The sequence below is a fragment of the Corallococcus sp. CA053C genome (genome assembly GCF_003611675.1).
Lineage (GTDB): Bacteria > Myxococcota > Myxococcia > Myxococcales > Myxococcaceae > Corallococcus.
Window position 1 is genome coordinate 1 of the sequence record NZ_RAWA01000849.1, and the last position, 566, is coordinate 566.

At 71.0% G+C, this 566-nt stretch carries 1 protein-coding gene; it reads left to right on the forward strand.

From position 1 onward, the window contains the following. Positions 1-566: fatty acid desaturase (locus D7V97_RS43550; RefSeq protein ID WP_199729250.1), on the forward strand; the 566-nt coding region annotated here is incomplete at both ends.

The following is a 566-nucleotide window of genomic DNA, read 5'->3' on the forward strand; positions in this document are numbered from 1 at the left end:
GCGCCCCCGGAGCCCGGCCTCTCCCGCGCCGAGCTGGTGGAGCTGCTCCGCATCCGTCCCCTGCGCGCGGTGGGCATGGCGGCGCTGCACCTGGGTGTCTGGGTCGCGGCGGCCGTGGCCATTGCCCGTGCGGGCAGCGTCTGGGTGAAGCTGCCGCTGTGGATGCTGGCGGGTGGGGCGGTGATGGGGCTCATCCAGCTCGACCACGACGCGTGGCACGACAATCTCTTCCCGAGGCCGTGGCAGAACCGCCTCTTCGGCAACGCGCTCAGCCTGCTCGTGGGCATCGCCTACGAGCCCATGCGCCATGACCACCTCGCGCACCACCGCTGGAACCGCACGGAGAAGGACCCCGACGCCTACAACGCGGGCCGCCGCTCGCTCGGGCTGAGCGCGCTCTTCTACGCCACCGTGCTGCTCGGCATCCCGCTGAGCCTCCTCTACTTCAACGTCCTCTATCCGCTGCAGCACTTCTGCCGCGCGCGATTGCGCCGCCATGGCGCGGTGCTGCTCTGCTACGCGGGCTTCTACGCGGGGCTCTTCTGTCTGCTGTCGCGGCACGGGCT